The sequence below is a fragment of the Leuconostoc litchii genome (assembly GCF_008107645.1).
In the GTDB taxonomy this organism is placed as follows: Bacteria; Bacillota; Bacilli; order Lactobacillales; family Lactobacillaceae; genus Leuconostoc; species Leuconostoc litchii.
Window position 1 is genome coordinate 28,148 of sequence record NZ_SDGY01000006.1, and the last position, 17,546, is coordinate 45,693.

19 protein-coding genes are annotated in these 17,546 nt (G+C 34.6%); all 19 read right to left on the reverse strand.

Annotated features, from left to right (window positions below):
* Nucleotide 1: 1 nt before the first annotated feature.
* Nucleotides 2–1,078, reverse strand: a complete 1,077-nt coding sequence (gene hisC / locus ESZ47_RS08075; protein WP_148606431.1) for a histidinol-phosphate transaminase — start codon at nt 1,076–1,078, stop codon at nt 2–4.
* A gap of 5 nt (nt 1,079–1,083) precedes the next feature.
* Nucleotides 1,084–1,407 carry a phosphoribosyl-ATP diphosphatase gene (hisE, locus tag ESZ47_RS09440; RefSeq protein ID WP_148606433.1) on the reverse strand — a complete coding sequence of 108 codons (324 nt, stop codon included), beginning with the start codon at nt 1,405–1,407 and terminating at the stop codon, nt 1,084–1,086.
* Nucleotides 1,408–1,434: 27 nt separating this feature from the next.
* Nucleotides 1,435–1,833 (reverse strand): phosphoribosyl-AMP cyclohydrolase, encoded by a 399-nt coding sequence (hisI, locus tag ESZ47_RS09445; RefSeq protein ID WP_148606435.1) that lies wholly within the window; start codon nt 1,831–1,833, stop codon nt 1,435–1,437.
* A complete protein-coding gene (gene hisF / locus ESZ47_RS08090) occupies nt 1,830–2,594 on the reverse strand; it encodes an imidazole glycerol phosphate synthase subunit HisF (protein WP_148606437.1) in 765 nt (254 codons plus the stop codon). Before hisF ends, hisI begins: the two co-directional genes overlap by 4 nt.
* Nucleotides 2,591–3,307 (reverse strand): 1-(5-phosphoribosyl)-5-[(5-phosphoribosylamino)methylideneamino]imidazole-4-carboxamide isomerase, encoded by a 717-nt coding sequence (gene hisA / locus ESZ47_RS08095; RefSeq protein ID WP_148606439.1) that lies wholly within the window; start codon nt 3,305–3,307, stop codon nt 2,591–2,593. Before hisA ends, hisF begins: the two co-directional genes overlap by 4 nt.
* A complete protein-coding gene (hisH, locus tag ESZ47_RS08100; RefSeq protein ID WP_148606441.1) occupies nt 3,304–3,921 on the reverse strand; it encodes an imidazole glycerol phosphate synthase subunit HisH in 618 nt (205 codons plus the stop codon). The genes hisA and hisH overlap by 4 nt, the downstream gene beginning before the upstream one ends.
* Nucleotides 3,922–3,955: 34 nt before the next feature.
* On the reverse strand, nt 3,956–4,543 hold the full coding sequence (gene hisB / locus ESZ47_RS08105; protein ID WP_148606443.1) for an imidazoleglycerol-phosphate dehydratase HisB: 588 nt from the start codon (nt 4,541–4,543) through the stop codon (nt 3,956–3,958).
* Nucleotides 4,544–4,545: 2 nt separating this feature from the next.
* Nucleotides 4,546–5,823, reverse strand: coding sequence for a histidinol dehydrogenase (gene hisD / locus ESZ47_RS08110; protein ID WP_148606445.1), 1,278 nt, complete (start codon nt 5,821–5,823; stop codon nt 4,546–4,548).
* Nucleotides 5,820–7,427 carry an ATP phosphoribosyltransferase gene (gene hisG / locus ESZ47_RS08115; protein ID WP_148606447.1) on the reverse strand — a complete coding sequence of 536 codons (1,608 nt, stop codon included), beginning with the start codon at nt 7,425–7,427 and terminating at the stop codon, nt 5,820–5,822. Before hisG ends, hisD begins: the two co-directional genes overlap by 4 nt.
* 373 nt (nt 7,428–7,800) lie before the next feature.
* A complete protein-coding gene (locus ESZ47_RS08120; protein WP_148606449.1) occupies nt 7,801–8,913 on the reverse strand; it encodes a GGDEF domain-containing protein in 1,113 nt (370 codons plus the stop codon).
* Entirely contained in the window at nt 8,910–9,692 is a 783-nt protein-coding gene (locus ESZ47_RS08125) for an EAL domain-containing protein (protein WP_244307579.1), read from the reverse strand. The genes ESZ47_RS08120 and ESZ47_RS08125 overlap by 4 nt, the downstream gene beginning before the upstream one ends.
* Nucleotides 9,653–11,626, reverse strand: a complete 1,974-nt coding sequence (locus ESZ47_RS08130) for a glycosyltransferase family 2 protein (protein WP_148606451.1) — start codon at nt 11,624–11,626, stop codon at nt 9,653–9,655. Before ESZ47_RS08130 ends, ESZ47_RS08125 begins: the two co-directional genes overlap by 40 nt.
* Before the next feature lie 20 nt (nt 11,627–11,646).
* On the reverse strand, nt 11,647–12,705 hold the full coding sequence (locus tag ESZ47_RS08135) for a glycosyl hydrolase family 8 (protein ID WP_148606453.1): 1,059 nt from the start codon (nt 12,703–12,705) through the stop codon (nt 11,647–11,649).
* A 94-nt stretch (nt 12,706–12,799) separates the two neighbouring features.
* A complete protein-coding gene (gene hisJ / locus ESZ47_RS08140) occupies nt 12,800–13,642 on the reverse strand; it encodes a histidinol-phosphatase HisJ (RefSeq protein ID WP_148606455.1) in 843 nt (280 codons plus the stop codon).
* Nucleotides 13,643–13,690: 48 nt separating this feature from the next.
* The gene (locus ESZ47_RS08145) at nt 13,691–14,497 is read right to left on the reverse strand and encodes a Cof-type HAD-IIB family hydrolase (protein WP_148606457.1); all 807 of its coding nucleotides are present in this window, start codon (nt 14,495–14,497) and stop codon (nt 13,691–13,693) included.
* A 53-nt stretch (nt 14,498–14,550) separates the two neighbouring features.
* On the reverse strand, nt 14,551–14,730 hold the full coding sequence (locus ESZ47_RS08150; protein ID WP_148606459.1) for a hypothetical protein: 180 nt from the start codon (nt 14,728–14,730) through the stop codon (nt 14,551–14,553).
* Nucleotides 14,730–16,205, reverse strand: coding sequence for a signal recognition particle protein (ffh, locus tag ESZ47_RS08155; protein WP_148606461.1), 1,476 nt, complete (start codon nt 16,203–16,205; stop codon nt 14,730–14,732). Before ffh ends, ESZ47_RS08150 begins: the two co-directional genes overlap by 1 nt.
* 38 nt (nt 16,206–16,243) lie before the next feature.
* Nucleotides 16,244–16,588 carry a YlxM family DNA-binding protein gene (ylxM, locus tag ESZ47_RS08160; protein WP_148606463.1) on the reverse strand — a complete coding sequence of 115 codons (345 nt, stop codon included), beginning with the start codon at nt 16,586–16,588 and terminating at the stop codon, nt 16,244–16,246.
* On the reverse strand, nt 16,585–17,546 hold a 962-nt coding region (gene ftsY, locus ESZ47_RS08165; protein WP_148606491.1), incomplete at its 5' end, for a signal recognition particle-docking protein FtsY. The genes ftsY and ylxM, both read right to left, overlap by 4 nt.

Below are 17,546 nucleotides of genomic sequence, written 5' to 3' on the forward strand. Positions count from 1 at the left end.
ATTATTTATAATTCGTTGCTTTCAAAAAAGCAAGCTTTAATTCAGCATTATCTTCCGGTGTACCCAGCGCTATACGAATCCAATCCGAGTTTAGGCGATCATTAACTTGGAATCCTTGTTCTAACAATGACTGCCCTACTTTTTTCGTTTCACCCACTTTTATCCAAATAAAGTTAGCTTGTGATTCATAAAATTTAAAATTATTATCACGTAAGAAATCTTGAAATTTTTTGCGTTCTAACTGAAATTTGGCTACATTTTTTTGCAAATATTCTTGATCTAATACCGCTGCTGTACCACCAGCAATCTGATATGTCGACAAATTATACGGCAAACGGACAGCTTGCATCGCAGTGAATAATGGCTCCTGCATAATACCATACCCAACTCGTAAATTAGCCAAACCGTACGCTTTTGATAAAGTACGCAAAACTACAAGGTTATCATATTTTGATACAAGCGGTGCAACAGTAGCATTGGGTTTGTCAACAAAATCATAATAGGCTTCATCCACAACCAAAATAACATTTTGGGGTAATTTATCTAGAAAATTTTGGATAGCATCAGTTGTTTCAAAAACACCTGTTGGATTATTAGGGTTAGCAATCCAAACCATCGCCGTTTTGTCATCAATGGCCTTCAACATTTCTTCAAAATTAACGTGTCCGTTGTCTTCATCAACAGGCACTTTTTTTGTTGTCGCCTGTTCAATTTGAGCATGCATAGCATATTCACCAAATGTAGGACTTGGAACGATAACATTTGCCCCTGGCTCCAACACTACACGAGTCAGAAGTTCTATTAATTCATCAGCTCCTGCACCAAAAATTAGGTTATCAGGATTAACCTGATTTAATGTTGCAACCGCTTCACGCAGTGATGTTGCTTGTCCATCCGGATAGTATCCTAAGATATCATCTGATACTTCGCGAACTGCTTGTGCAACTTTTGGTGACGGTCCGTAAACGGACTCATTAGCAGATAAACGAGATACATGTTTTAACCCATACTTTTCTTTGATAACTTTCACTGGTAGTTCTGCCTGATATGCTGACAACGATTTCACTGTATCTTTCATTATTTCTATTCTCCTCGCCAATCTTTACGTTCATGTAATAATGATTTTTGCCCTAAACGTGACCCTAATTCATCTTTAATATCATTAAAAGTCACACCTTTTTCTACCAATAACACCATCAAATGAAATAGTAAATCAGATGCTTCATAAATTAATTCTTCTTTATTATTTTTAGCACCAAGAATAACTTCTGTACTCTCTTCACCAACCTTTTTCAGGATTTTGTCTAACCCTTTTTGATACAAATAATTGGTATAAGAACCCTCTTGAGGATTTTTCTTACGCTCAAGAACTTGTATGTAAAGTTCTTCGATTGTTTGTTGTACCATTTTTTCTCCTTTAATTAGTATAATCTTTTATTCTTTTGGAAAATAGCCATCAGTCCATTTATTTTTGATTTTGGCTTGATTGGCGTCTGTTAACCCTTCACCAGTTATAGTGTTAAAAAAACATGAATATGCATTGGTATGACATGCAGGTCCAGCCGGTCTAACATGAATAAGTAACGTATCTAAATCACAATCCAAAGTCATACTAATTACCCGTTGGATATTACCAGAAGTTTCTCCTTTATGCCACAGTTCATGTCGCTCCCGAGACCAGAACCAAGTTTCTCCTGTGCTCTTCGTAAGCTCATAACTTTCTTTATTCATATAACCCAACATCAGAAATGCTTGTGTTTCGGCATCAACTATCACGGCTGGAATCATGCCATTTTGGCTTTTTTTGTCAAAATTTGGTTCTGTTCCAATCATATGCGTATCTCGGCTCCTTCTGATTTTAATACTTTTTTTAAGTCAGGTATTTTGATTTCTCCAAAATGGAAAACAGAAGCTGCAAGTGCAGCATCAATGTTGGTTTGTTCAAATAATTCAGTAAAATCTTTTATTGCTCCGGCGCCACCAGAAGCTACTATCGGCACGTCAACAGCTTCGGCCAATTGACTATAAAGTTGAATGTCATATCCTTTTTTAGTACCATCGGCATCCATACTTGTTACAAGTAATTCTCCAACACCACGAGATACTAGTTCAGAAGCCCACTCTACGGCATCCAATGCCGTTGGTTTAGAGCCACCCGCAACGTATACACGATATATTCCTGCTGTATTATCCCATTTAGCATCGATAGCACCAACAATAGCCTGCGATCCAAATATCTTTGCACCACTCGTAATCAAATCTGGATTTTTCACTGCTTCTGAGTTCACAAATACTTTATCAGCACCAGCCTTGATTAATCGAGACATATCCTCGGTTGTTCTGATGCCACCACCAACAGTTAATGGAATAAAAACTTCTTTGGATACTGCGTCAACAACAGACATGATGGTGTCACGCTCTTCTAAAGTTGCTGTGATATCTAAAAAGACTATTTCATCAGCGCCAGATGCTTGATATGCTTTTGCTGATTCGACAGGATCCCCTACTTCACGCAGGTTGATAAAATTAACACCTTTAACTACTTTACCGTTCTTAATATCTAGTGCCGGAACAATACGTTTCGCTAATGTCATCCATCTACCTCCTTTAGTTGGGATAGCGTGACATCCCCATCATAGAGCGCACGACCAACAATAATATCTTTAATACCACTTGTTTGGAGTCTCTTAACATTTTGAATATTTGCTATGCCACCACTTGCTATAATATTACTTTCTTGAAATTTTTTTTGTAACCGTGAAAGCAATTCGACATTGGGTCCTGAGAGTGTTCCATCTCGTGCAATATCTGTCACAACAAAATTAATGACACCAACTGACAACATTGCTTCAATAACATCATCAAAATTTGTATCAGAATTTTCTAACCATCCCTGTGTCGCAACCTTTTCGTTACGGCCATCAACACCAACAACAATTTTATCGGATCCGTAATTTTTTACAGCTGTTTGAACTAATTCTGGATGTGTTAGTGCCGCCGAACCAATGATAACACGATTGATTCCCATTTTTATATACTGATCAACTTGCTCAATAGTTCGAATACCCCCTCCTAGTTCGATAAAAAGCTCTGTTTTTTCTCGTAAAGACTGAATAACAGATAAATTTATAGGTTCTCCTGCTTTAGCGCCATCTAAATCAACTAAGTGCAAATGCTTTAGCCCTATTTTTTCGATTTGTTGTGCTTGATTTAGTGGATCTGGGTTAATCGTTGTTTCTTTTTGATAGTCACCTTGATAAAGACGAACAGATTGTCCATGAAGTAAATCAATTGCGGGAAAAATCATACACTTTCTACCATTTCTTTGAAATTTTGCCAGATTTTCAAACCATCTTGTCCAGATTTTTCCGGATGAAATTGTGCACCAATTACATTGTTGTTAATGACAACACTTGGTACATCAATTTTTCCATAATTAACAGTTGCCGCAATATACTTTGGGTCAGTCAGGGCATAATAACTGTGGACGAAATAGGTATACTTATCATTAATCGTACGTGTGATTGGATTTACTTGACTGACTTTGTTTTTATTCCAACCCATTTGTGGTACTTTATAATTTTTTTGTTTAGGTAATTCAACTACCTGCCCTGGTATAAGACCTAATCCTGTGGTTTCACCAAATTCAGTTGATGAATCGAAAAGCAATTGCATGCCTAGGCAAACACCCAGTAATGGTTTGCCAGTTTTGGAAAACTGTTGTATCGGCTCAACTAACCCACGCTCTCTTAACTTTGTCATGGCTGAAGCAAAAGCACCGACCCCTGGTACGACGACCCCGTCAGCTTCTGCAATTTCAATAGGATTTTGAGACACTTTAGCATCTAATCCGGTGTATTCAATTGCCTTCATGACATTTCTTATATTACCCGCACCATAATCTACGATAATAATTGCCATATCGCTCTCCTTTATTTTTGATGATTCATGTAAATTAAATCAGTCCTTTTGTTGAATTAACCCCTTTAATTTCTGGATTGACTGTAACTGCTTGACGCATTGCACGACCAACTGCCTTAAACATACTCTCAATTTTATGGTGCGTATTTCGTCCATACAAAACTTCAATATGAACATTGGCCTTAGCCTGATCGGCAAAACCTTGCCAGAAGTCTTCCACAACTTCTGTTTCAAATGCACCTAATGTCGGAGTATTAAGTTCAGCTTTCAAGACTAAATAAGATCTACCAGACAAATCAACCACTGCCCTTGCTAAAGTTTCATCCATAGGTACAAATTGTGCACCATATCGTTCGATACCAACTTTATCACCGAGAGCTTGCGCGAAAGCTTCTCCCAATACGATACCGACATCTTCAGTCGTATGGTGACTATCAACCTGTAAATCACCTTTCACATCGACCTGTAACCCAAAACGTCCATGTTTAGCAAATAAAGTTAGCATATGATCGATATAGCCAATACCAGTATCAACCTTAATTGGGGTTTGTTCATCAATATTTAAGGTTAATTCAATTTGTGTTTCAAAAGTATCTCGTTTAATAGTTGCTATTCTCGACATTATTATTTTTCTCTACTTTCCATTGCTCTGGCATGAGCTTCTAAGCCCTCTTCACGTGCTAAAACAGTAACGTCTAATGCATCAGCTGCTAAGGCTTCAGCAGAATATTGCAAATATTGTATACGTTTTTGGAAATCCCAAACACCAAGGGGGGAACTAAATCTTGCGGTACCCCCTGTTGGTAAAATGTGATTTGGGCCTGCTAAATAATCACCGAGGGGCTCAGAAGCATATTTACCTAAAAATACTGATCCAGCATTTTTAATCTTAGCAATATAGTTATAGGCATTTTCTAGTTGTATTTCCAAATGTTCTGGTGCTACAGCATTCATCAAATCAATCATCAAATCAACTGTATCAACCAAATAAATAAATCCATTGTTTTTAATTGCCTTACGAGCGATGGCTTCACGAGGTAAAATTTTCAATTGCTCTTCAACCTCTTCAGATACTTCGTTTGCTAGTGTTTCAGAATTCGTAATCAAAATTGCCCGTGCATTTACATCATGTTCTGCTTGTGATAACAAATCTGCTGCTACATCTTTTGCTCTGGCTGAATCATCAGCTAAAATACCAATCTCAGATGGTCCTGCAATCATATCAATATCTACTTGTCCATAGACATCACGTTTAGCAGTAGCGACATAAGCATTCCCCGGACCAGTAATTTTATCAACTTGCGGAATTGATTCAGTACCATATGCTAGTGCTGCAATCGCCTGTGCTCCCCCAACTTGATAAATACAATCAACACCAGCTATTTTTGCAGCTGCTAACACTGCTTGATTTAACCCATTTTTTTGCGGTGGTGTCACCATAATGATGTTTTCAACTCCAGCGATTTTAGCCGGAATAGCATTCATCAGAACTGATGAAGGGTACGCAGCAGTACCACCAGGTACGTAAATTCCAACAGCAGATAAAGGCGTTACTTTTGTCCCTCGAATGATCCCATTACTAGGGCTATCCTCAAATGATTCACCAACTTCTAATTTGTGAAAGCTTCGAATATTGCGAGCAGCTTTTTCCAATGCTTTAATAACATCTGGATCAACCTGATCAAATGCTTCTTGTATTTGTTCATCTGTTACTTTTAATTCATCCAGACTAACGCCATCAAATTGCTCTCCATATTCTTTCAGAGCAGTGTCCCCATTAGCACGAACATTTTTGATAATGTCAGCAACGCGTGCTTCAACTTGAGGGTCTACTGTTTTTTCAGTTTGTTGACGAATACGTGCTTTTATTTCTTCTAATTTTTCATTCTTAATAATGTTCATTCTTTTTCTTCTTTCAAAATATTAACAAGGTTATTAATGACTTTCGTAAGTTCTAATTGGTATTTCAATAATGCCCCTGCACGAACTAGCATATGTGTTGCTACTGGACCCACAGCATCATAAACTTGCAGAAGATTATCACGTAATGTATTACCTGTTTGTGTAATATCAATAATGGCATCTGATAAACCAGTCAACGGTCCCAGTTCGACGGAGCCTTCCAGTTTAATGAGTTCAACATCCTCTCCACGTTTCCTAAAATACTCTGTAGCAACCTTAGGATACTTTGTTGCAATTCGTTTACGCTGAGGCGTATCAAGATCAAATCCTTCAGGTGCAGCAACAACAAACTCTGCTTTTCCAGTTTGTAAATTAAGGACATCGTAATGATTTTGAACTTGTTCAGCAATCGTATCGGAACCAACAATTCCAACATCACCAATCCCACGATCAAGATATTTCACCACATCACTTGGCTTTACCAAAATAAATCGATATTTGCCATCTGCACTATCAAAAATTAATTTTCGTGCTGGATTGTCTAATAATGAGGTATCTACACCAGATTTTTTTAATAAAGGGCGGACATCTTTTTCAACACGGCCCTTACCGAGTACCATTACAATTGGTTCCTTTGGCTGCATTTCTTCAGGTTTTCGTCGCCAGTCCGCTAAGATGGTTTCAATATTAAGCCCCATACCAATGGCAGGTAAAGATTTATTTTGGAAATTTTCTAGTAAGCGATCATAACGTCCACCACTGAATAAATATCGACCCAAGCTAGGTACAAAACCTCGAATAATTGTTCCAGTATAGTATGGTTGTGGTGATGCTGCTGCCAAATCAACTGTTACTGCAACTGCCGGATAATGCGCATGCGTATGTTCAGCAAGCTTTAACCAACCGTCAATGATGTCATTAACAGCGGGTATCTCTTGCAGTTGCCACATGACAGTTTCACCATCTTCTCCAAATGCTAATGGCCATCCAGCTAAACCTTCAGGGAAATCGGGAATTGTCGCACGTAATTTTTCAAATTCAGAAACATTTTTTTGCTCAATTGCTTGCTTCATACTTTGACGCAGATCTTGATCTAATTGTAGGTTTTCTAAGACAACATCGATAAATCGCGCATCACTAAGAACAACTTGAACATCAACAATGCCAAATTCTTGTGCAAACTTTAACATTGTATCCAAAGCCTGTATTTCAGCCTCAAAGCTAGAATCACCAATTAGTTCAACACCAGCCTGTGTTTCTTGATTATAATCTCCTGATAAATTATCTGTACGTCTAAACACATCACCAATGTAATATAACTTTGACATACTATTTTGCTGACGATTTGCTGATAAAAATCTAGCAATTGGTAATGTTAAATCTGGGCGTAAAACTAAGTTTTCTCCAACCTGATCAAATAAACGAAAGACATTTTTATTTTGATATTTTTCAAATGTACTCTCACGTTCTATTAGTGGGGTGTTAATTGGGGTAAATCCATCATCATTTAAAATGTTGGTTATAATTTGTGAAACCTTTTGTTTTTGTTGTAATTTTTCTCCGAATTCATCTCGTGAACCAGCTGCCAATATTTTTTCATTCATCTTTATCTCCTAATGCCATATAACACAAAGACGCCCTCACAAACTACTAAACTAGTTTGCAAGGACGTCTTCACGTGTTCCCACCTTGATTTCAATTTTACTTACGTAAAAAAGCTCAATAACCTGCTAACACAGGCTTACTCGGTATCGGGAATTTCCGGAATGGCTTTGTAACCATTCAGCTCATTGGTGTGTTTTCATTAATAATACTGGCGTTCATCTCAATGCGTTAGCTTGAACACTTCCTGTACAGTAAGCCTATTAATTACTTTTCCAACTTTTAGCTAAATAAATCATTAATTTATTTTAATTTTACAGCAATAATTATATATGTCAATACTTATTTTAATATAATTTAATAATCAAATAAAAATCATATTTTATTATCAATAACTATTTGCCCTCTACCATTTTTTTTCGATTCATACAACAAGTTATCTGCCTCATCAAAAGTCTTTTTTAAGTTAAAATGATGATTTATAGAAAAACTTATACCTACAGAAAAACTCATATAATGATTCTTTCCACCCAATGGTATTTTTTCAAATTCTGCCTGTACTATTTCTAAATATTCCTGTACATCAGAAAATAGAACGGGATCAAACATCCAAACAATTTCCTCGCCACCATATCTATAGATACCTAACTCAGTTTGCTTTAACTTATAAGCTAAGTGTTTTCTTAAAAATATTGAAAACTGCTGTAAAATTTGATTCCCTATATCATGACCGTAGGTATCATTAACTTTTTTGAAATAGTCTAGGTCTATAATTGCAATACCAATATTATTTCTCGTATTAACATTCATTAAAATATCTTGTTCAAATTTTTTATAATTTAAAAAACCTGTTAATTTATCAAAACTAACTTCTTTTTTTAATTCTAAATTCTTTTCTTGCAAAGATGTAACTTGCAGATATACTTTTCTAACTGCTATAACAGTTATTACTGCAACGGTAGCACGGATAATCCAGTTTGTTGATTGATTAAATAAACTGTATATAACAACATGCGGGATATATGAAGAAAAGGCAATTTCTGTAGCTACAATAAGTATTTCGCAAAGAAGCATCGATAATAATTGATTTTCAACAAATTTACTAAATACCTTTAAATATACAATAACTAGTATGCTGACGATTCCAGTAGCTATGACACTAACTAATGTGACATGCCCATCAACAAAAAAAATGTACATTATTCTTATAATTGGTGTAACAGCAACTAAGAATACAGCTTTATTTTTGTCTACTAAGTAAAAAATTAAAAGAGCAAATAAGTATTCATGCGCCACTACACCAATAAAATTAAAAGAAACCGACATTTCTGTATAAACCATGGCTACATAAATGATTGGTTTTATCCACTGCTCATAGCGACTACCAGAATTATTATGCATTAAAAGTTTCATGCTAATTAATGTTGAAATAGCTAAATTTAGTATTATAACCATCAAAATTAAATAACTAAAAACATACATTATCATTTTTTTGCCTCAATTGTGTAACCCATTGGTCTACCTAAATACCATCCTTGCTGATAATCTATTCCCATTTTTTTTAATAAATAATAACTTTCAAAGTTATCAACTCCTTCACAAATAAATATTAAATGATTGGCTTTGGCTATATTTTCCCAAGTATTTAATAAGCCAACAACATCATTCTTCGAAAGATTTTTAAATGGTACAGCCGAAAACTTTATACCGTCAATATAGTTGGCACTATTCTGCACACAAGAAAGTGTATGTCTTCCAGTTCCAATATCATCAATAAAAATGCTATATCCCATTTCTTGTATTTTTTGTATTTTTGGTAAAATAGATTTATTTTCACTAGCTTCATACGATCTTTCAGTTATTTCAATTATAATTTTTGGTGAATAAGTCAGCATATTCTCAAAAAAAGTAATTGTTTGATCATATTGAAATTGTATTATTTCAAAATTAATAGAGAAAGTAGTATTTGGATTATCATTTAGGAATTTTTTTAACTCAGTTTCAAAAAAAATAAGAACTTTTAAGTTTCCATACTCACTGCTAAATAAATCAAAAAAATTATTACCAGGAAATTTATTTGATACTTTTGATCTTAATAGTAACTCGTAAAACGCAACCTGATTTTCATTTGATACATTAAAAATAGGCTGTACAACAAAATACAAATTCTGAATCATTTTTAATTGTGACTGGGTTTTGGTCATTATCTTTTCCAATATTTTTACCTTTAATGCGCTTTTCGCTTGCTCAGTATTTCTACCCACCATTTCACAATAATATGCCATAATCGATTTGAATAAATTATACTATTATAAATTTGTGAATTTTGTGCATAGGTATGTCTAATAATGTATTCATACGCAGACATGTCTAATTCTTTAAAGGTAACACCTATTAAGGATTGACCATTTATTTGACGCTGCCACATTTTTTTAAATTTAAATTTATTTCCCATAATATCAAATTGACCATGCAGGCTCAAATCTTCAATAATAGCGGATAATTTTATTCTTGCTCCATCTTCATTCCAATCTAAAATCTGCCCTTCAACTACCTTTTGATTGGTAAATTTAATTTGGATAATTGTATCTGACAAAAATCTCTCAGACTTGCGTAATCGAGGTCGTTCATTGGATAAATAGCTAGCTAAAATCAGAGAAAAGGAATTATAAAACAGCCAAAAAATATTAATATAAATACCATCTTTTGGGATAGAGCTTTCCCATACACCTACAATTAACAAAATACCCCTAATTAAACCAAACAAAGATAATACTAACAAAACAATAATTGGCCAAGCCGTACGCCAGTTATAAAAGCTGTTTTCAGTGTTAACACCTTTTCGAGTAACAGCAAATTTTTGCTTTGACTTTAGAAAAAGTTCATTGAATACACCAAAAGCCATAAATGGTGCAGTTGCAGTTTCATATATATTACTTAACATGACTGTTTGTTTTTTTTCACTGACTAAGTTAAAAGCAAGTTGTGATGCTACAAATGAAGGTAACCAAAAAGTTAAAATTTGCTCCAGATTGGTCTCTAAACTATATAGACCAAAAACTAAGAAAAAAATCGGTGCTAAGAGAAAAATCAATTTATATATTCCCGAAAACCAGTAATGTATTCCATCTGTATATATCAGACGTTGCATAAAACTCAGCCCTTTGATGCGCCAAGGATGCCATTTTTTTCCAACTTGTATATTACCTCTGGCCCATCTATCACGTTGCTTGATTAAATCACCAAAAGTTTCCGGTGCAAGACCGCTTGCCAAGTTTTCATTTACGAAACCAGTTTGCCATTTTTTAGCTTGTAACAGCATTCCTGTTGCCATGTCTTCGGTGATAACTCCTGTAGCAAAACCACCAATACTTTCTAAAGCTTCTCGCCGGAAAATTGCATTGGAACCAACGTACATGGTTGCGTTAAATGCATCTTTTTGTTGTTCAATGTTACGCATAAAAAAATCTTGATCATTACCAATAACATTTGTAGCAAATAAATTAAACTGATAGGGATCATCATTAAAAAAAGTTTGTGGTGTTTGAATAAATCCCATATTAGGATTTTCAAAATACCCTACAGTCTTTTCTAAAAAGTCTGTACGGAGAACCATATCAGCATCCATAGTAACAATTAAATTACCATTAGATACAGACATCGCATGATTTAGATTGCCAGCCTTAGCATGTTTATGTTCCTCTCTTGCGACATAATGTACCCCTAAACGCTGACATAAATATTTAATTTCATCACGACTGCCATCATCACAAACGTAAATATTTACTAAACTTTTTACTGGATAATTCATTAATTTTGCAGCAACAATACTTCTTTGTAAAATACCTATTTCTTCATTATAGGTGGCGATAAAAACATCAATACTAGGATACTGATTTTTTTTATATGCATTAAGTTTTTTGACTGGTCGATGGTATTTTTTAAAAAAAAGTCTGTAAAAAACTATAGACAGACAAAATCCCCCCAATTCTGCCAATAATAATATAATTCCTAAAATCAGACTTAATACATTATCATTTGGTAGAGTCCATCCAGTTCTCCATATTAAATAGATAGCAGTCGTAACAATATATATAATAATCAAACTTTGTTTTAAAATATGATATTTTTTCCCCAAAAAATAACAAAAAATTGTTAACAGCAATAGACAGGCCTCAATACCTAAAAATATTATGTTCATATACTAGATTCTCCTATACTTCATTTTGAACTAGAATGCTCAATCATTAATGCTGCCAACATTTTTAAGGTATCAGCATAATAATTATTTGATAAATTACTATTATTCACCTGTTTTAACAAATCATTTGACAAAGTTTTGAATTCACTTTTCTGTTGATACGCTGCCACTGCAAGAGGTGCAGTAAAAGCCATGGAACTGTAATCATTTTGTTCTTTACCGTTCAATTGATATACTGCCTTAATTTGATTTTGTTGGTTGAAGAAGTTTAACAATTTTTTATTAATAGCTAATAATTGTTGATTGGATGTATCAAAAGAGAGCCTCATTGGCACACGATTAGCATTCCAGCCATAATTATTATCATCTGCACTTTCAAAAGTGTTAGGAGCAACATTAGTGATACTACTATTCTTAACTATAATAAAATCAGGAATAAGTCCGGTATCATTTTGATTACTTACATTTTGTAAAACATTAATTGATTTTAAGTAAATTTTCCACCATTCTGAATCATTAGTTACTTCATAAAATTTTTTAAAATACGTAGGTACCAAATCTGACGTTCGAATCAAATTTTCATATTTAATATTCTTTTTTGCCCAATTCCCAACATTTAATAATTCATTTTGATCGTTGTAATTATAATGCAATAAATCATCGAGAATACTAATAGCTATTTTCTTATAGTTATATTTTCCATCAGACTGCCATTTTTGATCTGCCATTAATAGCGCATAAGCAATATCCATATCACCATCGGTCGCATTGGTATTATTTTCGACTAATGTTTTCATTTTATTCCCTGACCTAATTTGTTTCCAAGCCATTAGATGATTTTCTTTACTAATATTATGATTTTGATAGTATTTAACAAATTGATCAAAATCTTCTTGAGTAGCTTCATTTTGTTCTGCAGCCAGAATGGTGATTAACATACCATAACCCTGTGATTCAGATAATGCTATCTCTTTACTTTTATGATCATTACTGTTCACAAAACTACCAGTCGCAATATTTCTAACATAGTTCGATTTCCATGCCTGATATAATTGATTCGTTGGCGTATTATTTTGCATAAATTTACCTATAAAAACGACTAAAAAAAATACAATAATTAAACACAACAAAAACCATCTAACATTTTTCTTTATTTTCATATGTACCAATTATCTAAATATTTTCAATAAAATTATTCATCTCATCAAAGTGAAGTCCCAATGCAGCTACATTATGTGCGTCAGAGCCATAAATTAATGGAATGCCTATTTTTTTTGCACTTTCAGCAATTTCAAAGGTGGGATAGCTTTCACCATTATAAGGCTTACTAAAACCTGCTGCATTAAAATCTAACTGATAATTTTTTCTTTTAATATCTTGTAGTATATTCAAAATTTTATCACTGATGCCAATATCAAATTTAGGTAAATTTAGTAATTTTTGATATTTTCGAATCAAAGTAAGGTGTCCAATTCGTATTGTAGTATCTAATAACCCCGTATCAAACTGCACACTTTGACTAACTGCCTCATAATAACGTTCAAACAATTTTTTTGGTTCTCTACATTCTCGCATAAAATAATTAGATAAAGTTTCTGGATCATAATCAATAGGCACAATATCACTACTACTGTTAGGTAAGAAGTGTACGGATAATACTATTTCATCAATCCAATCTTTATTTTCTTGCAGAAATTCTCTTGTTTGAGATTCATATTTTTGTAAATAATCTACTTCCAGTCCTGCTTTAATCATAATATTGTTCTTATATTTTTTTTGAACACGTTTAACTTCTTCTCTATAGATTGGTAGCTCAGCATTAGTCATTGCAGAATTAATTTGTGCATCTTTCGGTCCAACAAACTCTTGAAAAAACTGACTCGGTAGTGGTGCGTGTTCCGTAACCACATATTCTTTAAATCCCAACTCAATAGCATATTCAATATATTGATCTAATTTTTCTTCGCTACCATGATGGGAAAACTGTGTATGTGTGTGTCCATCTTTTTTAATCATATAATCACCTTGTTTCTTACTATAACAAAAAAACACACAAGTTGTGTGTTAAATGCTTTTTAGTATTGTTCTCAATACACCATCATCCTGATTATTCGCAACTGAGATATCAAAATCATGCTTAAATAACTCAGGATCACTATTAACCATTGCTACTGGATGACCGACATATTCCAACATTTCCATATCATTGAGGCCATCACCAAAGGCCATAATGTCAGATTCATCTACGTTTAAAGCCTTCGCTATATATGCTAAAGCATTTGCTTTATTAACTTCTGAATTAACAATATCAATGGCTCCATAACCAGATGTTGTAACGTGAACTGAATTCCCTAAAATCGACTTAAGATCATTCATATATAATGTTTCGTGTCTATTCAAAACAATTGTTGCCTTCAAGACCGGTTCTACTATTTCTTCCAGATTATCAATTAAAATTAAATTTTGAAAATATTTTGAAGCTTCTTGAAATGTATGGCCAATTTGAGCTTGTGTTTTTAACATGTATGTTTTAGATTGACCTGTAAAAGCCAATCCCACAGCAATATCATTTAAATATTTTTCAGTAATAGCAACAATGTTTTTCAAAGCTGCTGTGGGCACAACTTTCACATTTTGAATTTGACCGTTCAACATTACCTCAGCACCGTTATTCGCTATGATTTGATATTGACCTTCAAAATTTCGAAAATACTCTAGAACTTTTTGTAAATGGTTACCTGTCGCCACAATGAATTGAATTTTTTGTTCATTCATTTTTTGCAATACTTCTCTAAAAAGTGGTTCATTGATTGTTTTATCATCGCGTAAAAAAGTTGCATCAAGATCTGAAGCTATGAGTTTAATTGTCATAATTAATCCTTAATATATTAAATAATTGAACAACATTATTGGGCCCAATAAGATTATCTGCGAACCCACCACCATAAAAACTTTACCAAGCCAAATACAATCACACCTGCTATTGCTGCCAATAATATAGCAATTAAAACTGATACAAAAGAAAATTGTGACAAATTAAGTAAATTTGAACCAAGTAATACAACAAATACAAACACTGGTAAAGTGCGTTCCAAACTTTTCATTACTTACGTCCACGCTTTTTTTTGGCTTTTTTCAAACGACGTGCAGCTTGTTTAAGTGCAAATGTTTGCACTTTCTGGCCGAAGTTGCCTTTTGGCATGCCACCGCCCATGCCGCTCATCATTGAGGACATATCCATACCAGATCCGCCCATCATCTTGTCAATGCCACCAAAGTTACCATTAGTAGCTTGATTCATCATTTTGCGCATTTGATCAAATTGCTTAATCATACGATTAACTTCAACAATTGGACGACCAGCTCCAGCTGCCAAACGACGACGACGAGACGGATTAATCAAGTCGGGATTTTCACGTTCTGCAGGTGTCATTGAACCAACAATAGCTTCCAAATGAGCAAATTGTTTTGCATCAATATTGATATTAGCCAACGCTGGGTTATTAGCCATTCCAGGAATCATCTTTAATAGATCTTCCATTGGTCCCATACTTTGTACTTGTTTTAATTGTGCCACAAAGTCGTTGAAGTCAAAGGTATTTTGACGCATTTTTTCGAGCTGTTTTTCTTGCTCTTCTTCATCAAAATCACGTTGTGCCTTTTCAATCAATGTTAAGACATCACCCATACCCAAAATACGCGATGCCATACGATCTGGATAGAATACATCTAAATCAGTAGGTTTTTCTCCTTGACCAACAAATTTGATTGGCTTGCCAGTCACATCACGAATTGATAATGCCGCACCGCCACGTGTATCACCGTCTAACTTAGTCAAAACTACACCTGTCAAATCGAGTGAAGCCGAGAATCCTTTAGCAGTTTCAGCAGCATTCTGCCCGGTCATAGCATCGACTGTCAATAATATTTCATCAGGATGAGCAATATCTGCAATATCTTTCAATTCTTGCATCAATTCTTCATCTATTTGAAGACGTCCAGCTGTATCGATAAATACATAATCATTTTTGTTCTCAGCAGCTTTTTTCAATCCAGCACGTACAATGTCGCGCGGATTAACATCTGTACCCATAGAGAAGACTGGAATTTCTAAATCACGACCAAGAATTTCTAGTTGGTCAATCGCAGCTGGGCGGTAGATATCGGCAGCAATTAATAATGGTCGTGCCTTTTCTTCTGTTTTTAATTTATAAGCTAACTTAGCTACAGTAGTGGTTTTACCAGCACCTTGCAAACCAGCCATCATAATAATCGTTGGAATTTTTGATGATTTGTTTAGCGGTGCCGCTTCCTCACCCATCGTTATTGTTAACTCATCATTAACAATCTTAACAATTTGTTGCGCTGGATTGAGCCCTTCCATAATGTCCGTACCACTTGCTTTTTCACGAACATTAGCCACGAATTTTTTCACCGTATCATAATTAACATCGGCTTCTAGCAAGGCCAAACGAATTTCACGCATTGTCGCACGTAAATCTTCTTCGCTAACACGACCACGCCCTGTCAGATTTTTAATTGCCTTTGATAGGCGTTCTGTTAGATTTTCAAATGCCATAGGTGTTTAGCTTGTGCATTTTTTTGCACATTTCCCTTCTAATTATCAATTTCCGTCGTTAAAAGCTTCTGCACCAATAATTTTAACACATTATCATTCGGGTAATGTGTTTCTATATATTGTTCCACTTCACTTTCTAACGCTTGCCGTTTTACAAAATCAACTTGCAGATGTAATGCATTTTCATATTTTTCTAATTGCTCAACTGCTCGATTAATATTATCAGAAACTGCTTGACGACTTACTGCTTCGGCTTCAGCAATTTCAACAATAGAGTAATCATTTTCAAAATAATAACGTAAATAAGCCTGTTGTTTAGCTGTTAATAACTTTTCATAAAAGCCAAATAATTCATTAATATGGTTTTTTTTCGCTAAATTCATGATTCAACCAATTCTTTGAACAAACCATAGACAAACTCTTCTGGCTTAAACTCACGTAAATCATTTGCCTTTTCACCAAATCCAATCCATTTAACTGGTAAATGCATCTCATTACGAATAGCAAAAACAATACCACCTTTAGCAGTACCGTCCATTTTGGTTAGCACAATACCACTAACATCAGAGGAATCTTTGAATAACTTAGCTTGTTGCAAAGCATTTTGACCGGTCGTAGCGTCAAGAACCAACAAAACTTCATGCGGTGCTTCAGGTATTTCACGTTGAATAATGCGTTTCATTTTCTCTAATTCTTGCATCAAATTCACGTTATTCTGCAAACGTCCTGCTGTATCAACAAAAAGCACATCATAGTTTTCCTCACGCGCTTTTTCAACTGCAGCAAACACAACTGAAGCAGGATCTGCTTTTTCTTTACCTGAAACCACTGGTACATGGGCGCGTTCACCCCATTCCTGTAATTGCTTGGTTGCACCTGCTCTGAATGTGTCTGCAGCAGCTAGAAGGACTGATTTACCAGCTTTTTGATACTTACTTGCCAATTTACCAATAGTCGTTGTCTTCCCAACACCGTTTACACCAACAAATAAAATCACTGTTGTTTGTCCTTGAGGTGCAAAACTCATTGAAGCATCTTCATTGAGACCATCAGCTTCGTACAAATCGACCATTTTTTTAATGATCACATCACGGACATCTTCTTTCCGTTTAGCGTTCTTCAATTTAACCTCTTCACGAAGTTCATCGCTAATTTTAATGGCCATGTCAAAACCAACATCTGCACCGACTAAAGTTTCTTCTAATTCCTCAAAAAAATCTTCATCTACTGAGCGAAAATTAGCTAAAAATCGATTAAAACGATCCGCAAATCCTGTGCGGGATTTTTTTAAACCTTCGTCATAAATTTTTTGTTCGGTGATTTCTGTTTCTGTTTCTGTTT

Coding starts and splice junctions, on each gene's coding strand:
- hisC (WP_148606431.1), bottom strand. CDS start 1,078: ATGAAAGATACAGTGAAATCGTTGTCAGCATATCAGGCAGAACTACCA.
- hisE (WP_148606433.1), bottom strand. CDS start 1,407: ATGGTACAACAAACAATCGAAGAACTTTACATACAAGTTCTTGAGCGT.
- hisI (WP_148606435.1), bottom strand. CDS start 1,833: ATGATTGGAACAGAACCAAATTTTGACAAAAAAAGCCAAAATGGCATG.
- hisF (WP_148606437.1), bottom strand. CDS start 2,594: ATGACATTAGCGAAACGTATTGTTCCGGCACTAGATATTAAGAACGGT.
- hisA (WP_148606439.1), bottom strand. CDS start 3,307: ATGATTTTTCCCGCAATTGATTTACTTCATGGACAATCTGTTCGTCTT.
- hisH (WP_148606441.1), bottom strand. CDS start 3,921: ATGGCAATTATTATCGTAGATTATGGTGCGGGTAATATAAGAAATGTC.
- hisB (WP_148606443.1), bottom strand. CDS start 4,543: ATGTCGAGAATAGCAACTATTAAACGAGATACTTTTGAAACACAAATT.
- hisD (WP_148606445.1), bottom strand. CDS start 5,823: ATGAACATTATTAAGAATGAAAAATTAGAAGAAATAAAAGCACGTATT.
- hisG (WP_148606447.1), bottom strand. CDS start 7,427: ATGAATGAAAAAATATTGGCAGCTGGTTCACGAGATGAATTCGGAGAA.
- ESZ47_RS08120 (WP_148606449.1), bottom strand. CDS start 8,913: ATGATAATGTATGTTTTTAGTTATTTAATTTTGATGGTTATAATACTA.
- ESZ47_RS08125 (WP_244307579.1), bottom strand. CDS start 9,692: ATGGTGGGTAGAAATACTGAGCAAGCGAAAAGCGCATTAAAGGTAAAA.
- ESZ47_RS08130 (WP_148606451.1), bottom strand. CDS start 11,626: ATGAACATAATATTTTTAGGTATTGAGGCCTGTCTATTGCTGTTAACA.
- ESZ47_RS08135 (WP_148606453.1), bottom strand. CDS start 12,705: ATGCAAAATAATACGCCAACGAATCAATTATATCAGGCATGGAAATCG.
- hisJ (WP_148606455.1), bottom strand. CDS start 13,642: ATGATTAAAAAAGATGGACACACACATACACAGTTTTCCCATCATGGT.
- ESZ47_RS08145 (WP_148606457.1), bottom strand. CDS start 14,497: ATGACAATTAAACTCATAGCTTCAGATCTTGATGCAACTTTTTTACGC.
- ESZ47_RS08150 (WP_148606459.1), bottom strand. CDS start 14,730: ATGAAAAGTTTGGAACGCACTTTACCAGTGTTTGTATTTGTTGTATTA.
- ffh (WP_148606461.1), bottom strand. CDS start 16,205: ATGGCATTTGAAAATCTAACAGAACGCCTATCAAAGGCAATTAAAAAT.
- ylxM (WP_148606463.1), bottom strand. CDS start 16,588: ATGAATTTAGCGAAAAAAAACCATATTAATGAATTATTTGGCTTTTAT.